This window comes from Candidatus Ichthyocystis sparus (assembly GCF_900078745.1).
In the GTDB taxonomy this organism is placed as follows: domain Bacteria; phylum Pseudomonadota; class Gammaproteobacteria; order Burkholderiales; family 2013Ark19i; genus Ichthyocystis; species Ichthyocystis sparus.
This window is the reverse complement of record NZ_FKII01000003.1, coordinates 1-8381: the sequence shown is the minus strand read 5'-3', so window position 1 is coordinate 8381 and position 8381 is coordinate 1. Positions and strand designations below refer to the sequence as shown.

2 protein-coding genes are annotated in these 8381 nt (G+C 38.2%); both read left to right on the top strand.

Annotated elements, in window-relative coordinates; translation table 11 throughout:
• Positions 1 to 1769, top strand: a 1769-nt coding sequence (locus A6733_RS08575; protein ID WP_176696718.1) for a hypothetical protein, incomplete at its 5' end; no start/stop codon positions are given.
• A 1016-nt stretch (positions 1770 to 2785) separates the two neighbouring features.
• Positions 2786 to 7249: a hypothetical protein gene (locus tag A6733_RS00070; RefSeq protein ID WP_092460193.1), complete on the top strand. Its 4464-nt coding sequence runs from the start codon at positions 2786 to 2788 to the stop codon at positions 7247 to 7249.
• The last annotated feature ends 1132 nt before the right edge of the window (positions 7250 to 8381 follow it).

The window sequence follows — 8381 nt, the reverse complement described above, 5'->3', positions numbered from 1 at the left end:
TGAATGGTGAACTTTCCACGATTGGGAGAGCTATTTGGTGTAGGATCTACAGAGAATTGCATCTATCTAGTTTTATAGCCAAGTGTATGTGTATCTACCATTACAAGTACCGTCCTGATTTTGTACGTACACTTCCTAATGTTAGAGTATTATCAAGTTCCTCTGATTGTAAGCCAGTTCCATTAAGTGGAGGTGTTTTATTAGATTTTTTGTCGAAACTAGATTGTGCTGCTTTTAATGTAGTGGAGTCTGTATTTAAATCTCGGTGGGATGTAGAAGCTGGTAAAGTTTTTTCTCAACTAGAAGGTGGATCATTTAGTGATGTTAGTTATGAAGATGTTATTAGTGTCCTCAATATTGCTGGTATTCCCGTAGTGGCATTTTCATATCCCAAAATACAACCTAAGACAGGTAAAAGTAAGGTATCAGGAAATGGCAGTGGTAAAGTTGCAAGTGGTGTTACGACTTTAGTAAGTGACGCCACAGATTTTGTGTGTTCTTCTTCCAGTTTGCAGCTTCAGTCTGAGTTATTATATCAACCTGAACCTGATTCATTACCTGAAGGTACTAGGTCTTCTTCGTATTCTCCTACTGAGACTGTTACTCAAGGATGTTTGATAAGTGAAAGCAAGACATCAGAAGGTAGTAGTAAATGTGTGGAGGGTATGGAGTCAGTGAGTGGAACGGCTGCTCTTACTCATTCCCCGGTTATTTCTCCTGCGCAACTTCGGTCTGAATTATTATCTCAACCTGAATCATTGCCTAATCCATGTCCTCAATCTGAGACACAGTTAAGATCTTTGTTGCTATTTGATGAGAAACATGATCAGTCTTCTCGTAGATTTGTTAAATTGCTCTCTTGTAGAGATCAACCTACTAATTTATCTGATCCTGAATCATTGCCTAATCCATGTCCTCAATCTGAGACACAGCTTGAGACACATTTAAGATCTTTGTTGCTATTTGATGAGAAACATGATCAGTCTTCTCGTAGATTTGTTAAATTGCTTTCTTATAGAGATCAACCTGCTAATTTATCTGATATTGTTGCTGTTTCTACTTCTGATGAGCCTCCTTCGAATTATTCTTCTGATTTTGGAGCTTTAGTAGGTGAATTATCTCCTGTGGATTTATCTCCACCTTCGATTTTGTTTGCACCATTATCTCCATCTATTTCGGAGCTTGAGCCTGATTCTCGCCCTGAACCTCAATATCAGTATGAGATGCAATTGGTACCTTTGTCTGGCGAGTGTTTTTCGAGTATTAGTGCTCATGGTTCGGTCTCGGCTCTGGAAGGTGATGCTTCTGATTTTGGAGCTTTAGTAGGTGAATTATCTCCTGTGGATTTATCTCCGCCTTCGATTTTATTTGCACCATTATCTCAATCTACTTCTGAGGCTGATACTGGGTATAAATATCAGTATGAAATGCAATTGGGATCTTTGTTTGGCGAGTGTTTTTCGAGTATTAGTACTCATGGTTCAGTTTCGACTCTGGAAGGTGATGCTTCCAATTTGAGGGTTTTAGAAGATGGGTCATCTTCGTCTGAATCAAGATCTGCACCAAAACTATGTGAAGATGTTTACTCCCCTTTTGTCACGCAATTAGTTATGGGACATTTAGAGGAATCTACTGGTGATAGTGTTGTTGCTGGACCTTCTTCCTCTTCTCCTGTGTCTGCGGATATGAGAGGTGGCAGAGGTGGGTCATCCTCCTCACTTCAGGGTGGTGTGCAGAGAAGAGGACGTAAAAGGAAAAGAAATGAGTAATTTGTGATAATTGATCTTATTTCCTCCTACTATTGCTTCACATGATTTTATTTGTTGTGAGCTAGTTCTTATTTTTATACGTATAAACTCCGCTCTTGTGTTTTTTTATTTATGCACGGTACATTTGCATGCTATCGATAGCTAAGTATGCAATATTTGTTTTTTTATTAAGGATTACTAATGCTATCTACTGTAAATTAATTAAAACAAAAAGAACCATTGAATTTTTGGTTAATTATAAAATATAGTCTGATACCGTACATGTAGTAGCACTCGTTTCTTAATTTTTGTGTTTTTTGCTGGAATAGTATTAATCAGTCATAAAATTTGTATACAAGAATCTGTAATCTGTACTAGATATTTATGTTGCACATGACAAATACTTGTTAAGTTTATATAATTTTTTGTATCAAATATAAAAGCATTGAAGCGAATGTCGATTAATTTCTATTATTATGTAGGTACTTGTATATGTTATTTAAATTTATCTGGCTATTTCGTTAATTATGATACAAGAAGTGATGTATGACCCTGCCTACCCTTGGGGTTGTGTGCTTTTGGTTGCATGACTGTTACTACTCCTACCCTGTAATTTTAATGTGTGATTGATTGGTTGATGATAGGTTGTTAAATTATTAATGCACGGTTATTAGGTTAAATAATTAGTAATTAATTCATTATATATTAATGTTGCGTTTGTATAATTAGTTGTTATTTGCTTGGTACAAATATTATTTTAAGTTATATACAAGATGGCACGTCAGGTCAGTAGTGTTTTATATCTTCGCTTTGTGCGTGTGAATTGCCACTTTTTGTATAATTTTGTATGTGAGTGCCGTCTTGTATTTGTATATAATGGTGATGGTGCTTTGCTTTTGATCCTGTTTGTGGTGTTTTGTGCGTTCCTTTGAGGGACTGTACCCATTTCTCTTCTGTAGCTTTTATGCAATGTTGGTGTGTGAGTTGATAGTAAAAATAATAAATGAATAATAATAGCAATAAACAGAGGGTTTGTTATGTATCCTGTACCTGTGACTGGTAGCGCTGCTACTTTTAGTGATCCTTCAGAGAGTGATGGTGATGGTAAAGGGTGCGTTGTACAGAGTGATGTTTCTAGTGTTGGTTTGCAGCAAGTTGAGGCTTCTACTGTTACTACTTCAACCACCACTGTAGTTGGTGGGTTGAGTACTTGTGATGATATAGGCAAAGCTTCTACCTCCAGATCTGGTGACGTTGTTTCTGCTCCAGCCATTATTACTAATCAGGATGTTTGTGATTTACTGGAAGTTAAGTTACATCCTTATAGTGCTAAAATAATCGGCGGTCTTCTTTCGAAAGCTGATAGACTGGCCGGGATTCCTTACAAGAATAGGTTAAGCGAACAACTTCCACCAAGCGTGAGTGATAAACTTACGAATACCGAGCGAATTATTTGGCTTAATACTTATAAGGTACTGTGTAGGGCTAATTTCGTGCACAGATGTTTTTTTAAGTACTATGGCAAGCATATGCCTGGTTTCATACGTTCTCTTCCTAACATTAAAGTATTGTCCGACTCTCCTGGCGGTGGTGTAGAGATGTTAACTGGGGATAGGTTGCTGAGTTTTTTATCGAGACTAGATTCCACTATTCGTGGTAGGGCGGGGCGTATTTTTGGCTCCATTTGGGGTGAAGTATTTGGTGGCATTTATGGTTCTCTAGAAGGGGAGTCTTTGGATGCTGTTAGTTGTGAAGATTTTATCGCTGTTCTCGACACTGCTGGTATTCCCTTGATAGCATCGTCTTCAATATTGTGTTTGAAAGCACGATATTCCAGAACAAAGACAAATAGTAAAGATGTTGGTAAATGTAAAGCACCAGGAGATGGATCTTCTTCTGCTTCTACTACAGAAGGAAGATACGCGAGTGGCAGTGGTGTTCCTGCTCATGTTTCTACTCACTCCGATACAGGAATTGTTTGTGCTACTGTTGGGGAGGTGTCGCCCATTCTATATGTAGATTTGCTGGGCTTTAAGTTGCACCCTGATAGTGATGAACTAATTTCCAGGCTATTTCATGATGTTTGTGAATCTGCGCGCATGTCTTATTCTTGTTCTATGGATAATTACCTCTTAACGGCTATGAATAGTGGGCTCTCTAGGGTTGGGCTAGCTATTTGGTGCAGGATGTATAGAGAATTGCATCTATCTAGTTTTATAGCTAGGTGTCTGTGTATATACCATTACAAGTACCGTCCTGATTTTATACGTGCACTTCCTTATATTAGAGTACTATCAAGTTCCTCTGATTGTAAGCCAGTTCCATTAAGTGGAGGTAGTTTATTAGGTTTTTTGTCGAAAATAGATTGTGCTGTTACCGTGAGAGTGAAGTATATATTTAAATCTAGGTGGGATAAAGTAGCTAGAGACGTTTTTGCTGAACTAGAAGATGGATCATTGAGTGGTGTTCGTTGTGAGGATGTTATTAATGTTCTCGATGTTGCTGGTGTTCCTGTAGTAGCGCTTTCAGATTCAAAAAGGTATAAGCTAAAAGGGAAGTTATCAAGAGCAGCTCTTTCAGATTTAAAAAGACGGATGCGTACAACAGATGAAGGTAAGGTAGTAGCACTTTCAGATTCAAAAAGATGTAAGGCTAAGGGGAAGTTATCAAGAGCGGCTCTTTCAGATTCAAAAAGACGGATACGTACAACAGATAAAGGTAAGATATCAGAAAGTGGCAATAAAACTGCAGATAAGGGTACGACTTCAGGAGGTGTTACCGCTGATCCTATGAGTTCTTCTTCCAGTTTGCAACTTCATTCTGAATTGCCATCTCAACCTGAACCTGATTCGTTACCTGAAGGTACTGTATCTTCTTTGCCTATTGTTACTGAATCTATTCCACAAACACGTGTGATACGTGTAATGAGTAAAAGCAAAACACCAGGAAGTGATGTTGTTGTAGTATCTCCTGGTGGTACTGTATCTTCTTTGCCTCCCATTGCCGGTTCTGTTCCACAAATACGTGTGATACGTGTGATAAGTAAAAGCAAAGCATCAGGAAGTGGTGATAAGGTTACTACAGGTGAGGGTACTGTTTCGGGAAGTGGTATTGTTGCAGTATCTCCTGATAATGCTGGGTCTTCTTCGCCTATTGTTACTGAAACCGCTCCACAAGTACGTATTATACGTGTGATAAGTAAAAGCAAAGCATCAGGAAGTGGTGATAAGGCTACTACAGGTGAGGGTACTGCTTCAGGAAGTGGTATTGTTGCAGTATCTCCTGATAATGCTGGGTCTTCTTCGCCTATCGTTACTGAGACTGTTTCACAAGTACGTATTATACGTGTGATAAGTAAAAGCAGAGCATCAGGAAGTGGTATTAATGTTACGAGTGATGCTGCTTCTTCAGGAGGTGGTGTTGTAGTATCACCTGATGGTACTAAATCTTCTTTGCCTTCTATTACCGGGTCTGTTCCACAAACACGTGTGATAAGTGAAAGCAAGATATCAGGGGATAGTAGTAAATGTTCTGAGGGTACGACGGGGTCAGGAAGTCGTGCTATTGATCTTACTCGTCGTTTGGTCGTCTCTATTCCACGACTTAAGTTTCAGCATGAATTATCTTCTCAGCCTGAATCTTCTTTGTCTCCTGTTGGTACTGTTCCTCAAAGACGTGTGATAACTGAAAGCAAGACATCAGGAGGTAGTAGTAAATGTGTGGAGGGCACGGATTCAGGAAGTAGTGCTATTGAGCTTACTCGTCGTTTGGTCGTCTCTATTCCACGACTTAAGTTGCAGCACGAATTATCTTCCCATCCTGGATCTTCTTTGTCTCCTGTTGGTACTGTTCCTCAAAGACGTGTGATAAGTAAAAGTAAGACATCAGAAGGTAGTAGTAAATGTGCGGAGGGTACGGAGTCAGCAAGTAGTACTGCTGCGCTTACTCATTCCCTGGTTATCTCTCCTACGCAACTTCGGCCTGAATTATCATCTCAATCTGAATCATTACCTAATCCATATCCTCAATCTGAGACACAGTCAAGATCTTTATTGCTATTGGAGGAGAAGTATGATCATCCTTCTCCTAGATTTGTTAAATTGCTTTCTTGTAGAGATCAACCTGCTATACAGTTGAGATCTGTGTTGCTATTGGAGGGGGAGTATGATCAATCTTCTTCTAGATTTGTTAAATCGCTTTCTTATAGAGAGCAACCTGCTAATTTATCTGATATTGTTGCTGTTTCTACTCCTGATGAGCCTCCCTCGAATTATTCTGATTTTGGAGCTTTAGTAGGTGAATTGTCTCCTGCGCCTTCATCTCCGCCTTCGGTTTCATTTGCACCCTTATCTTTATCTCCATCTACTTCTGAGTCTGAGCCTCAATCTCAGTATGAGACTCAATTGGGATCTTTGTTGCCATTAGAGTATGATTCTGAACTACATTCTCCTAAATTTGTTAAATTGTTTTCTTCTTATAAGGATCAACCTGGTAATGTACCTGTTGCTGACACTGTTTCTACTTTTGTAGCATTACCTGAAGGTGATGCTGGGTCTTCTTTGCCTCTTATTACTGATCCTGTTGCTGCACCAAATGTTTCTGGCGAGTATTTTTCTAATATTAGTGATGGTGTCTTAGTATCGACCGCGGAAGGTGCTGCTTCTGATTTGGGAGTTTTAGAAGATGAATTACTTGCACCTGCACCTTTATCTTTACCTCCATCTGAGTCGGTGGTAGCTGCTGATATTTCCTCTGCTTTTATGCCGACAGCATTAGCTGGAGAGTTGTCCGCAGTTGTTGGTGTTGTTTCTGCATTGAGGTGTCCAGAAGGTGAGTTAATTTTACCTCCCCATTCACCTTCTATTGAGCCTTCATCTTCATCTTCATCTTCATGTTTATCTTCATCTCCATCTGAATCAGGATTAGATGCTGATGTTTCCTCTTCCTCTCCGGAGTCACCTGTGTTGACTAGAAAATTTGGATTAACCGCGGAAGTTATTGTTTCTGAGCCGGGAGTTTTAGTAGGTGAACCAACTTCTGCGTCCTCATCTGAGCAGATAAGAGTGCCTATTACTGCCCCTTCTTCTGTTTCTGTTGCTGCTATTGGAGAACCTTCCACGGCAGCTAGTAGTAGTTCTTCTAGTTATTTTCACGAACATAAGAATATTATGCAATTTAAGGAGCCTTTTGAGGTATCTACAACTAATGATGTTGCTGGACCTTCCTCCTCTTCTGTATCCATAAGTAGTATTGGCATTGCTGGACCTTCCTTTTTTGTACCTGCGGATGTTAATGTTCCGCTAGTATCTGCTGCTACCGATGCTGTTGCTGGTGAGTATGCTGCAGTGAGATTGCCAGCATTGCTTAATCGAGATTTGCTACCTGTACCAGTGCCTGCCAGTGAATCAAACAGGTCTACGAGAGGTGGTAGAGGAGGGTTGTCTTCCTCACTCCAGGGTAGTGCGCAGAGAAGAGGACGTAAAAGGAAAAGAAATGAGTAACTTGTGATAATCGATCTTATTTCCTCCTACTATTAGTGTTACATGATTTTGTTTGTTGCGTGCGGGTTTTTATTATTTTTATACGACAAGTTTCCCTCTTGTGTTTTTACATGTTAGATGTAGGCCATGTTTTTTGATCATATTCATTCAGATTATTATTTCTTATAAGACAGGTGGTTTTTTTATTTTTTCCACCTGTATTCAATAATTATTATGACTAATAACCTTCTAGTGGTGCTATATTTGTTTAATAACTTCTTTATACTAATTAACTAGTCCGTATTGTCATCGTATTTATAATACGTGCACTGTTAATTACTGCCGCTACAATTTGATGTATAATTTTTCAATAGCGTTAACACATTAAGTTTTTTTATGTATTTTAGTGTGTCCAGTTTGTGATTGCACACAACAGAATCCGAAAGTACGATTCCTCATCCTAGCACTACAACTTTGTAATACGAAGTGTGTTGAGGAGCACTGATGCTTATTAGTAACTATATCAACTTCAATGTTTACGCGTAATACATTTGTTATGAGATCAATGGTCAAATGTGTAAGATCCGTTTTTTTATGTAGTACGGGTACTATCTACTGTAAATTAATTAAAGCAAAAAGGATTATTGAATTTTTAGTAATTATAAAATATAACATAGTGTAGTAGCGTAGTAGCACTCATTTTTTGAGTTTTTTGCTGTAACATCATTAGTTAATCATAAAATTTGTATACGATAATCTACATTAGATATTTATGTTGCACATGATACATACTTGTTAAGTTTATATAATTTTTGTATCAAACATAAAAGCAAGCATTGAAACGAGTGTTGAATTTCATTAATTGTGATACAAGAGTGGTAATGTATGACTCTGCCTATTTTTGGCGTTGTGTGTTTTTGTTTGTATTACTGTTACTACTTCTATTCTGTAATTTTGATGGATGATAGGATGTTAGAATAATGAATATAGGCGATAGGCAAAGAGGTTATTGTTACGCATTATTAATGTTTATTTTTTCAGTAAATAATGATCAATTGATGCGCTATGCATTAATACTTTTTTTATATCCATACAATTAATTGCTATTTGTTGAATGTGAATGTTTGTTTTTTTAAGTTGTATCAAGCTACCA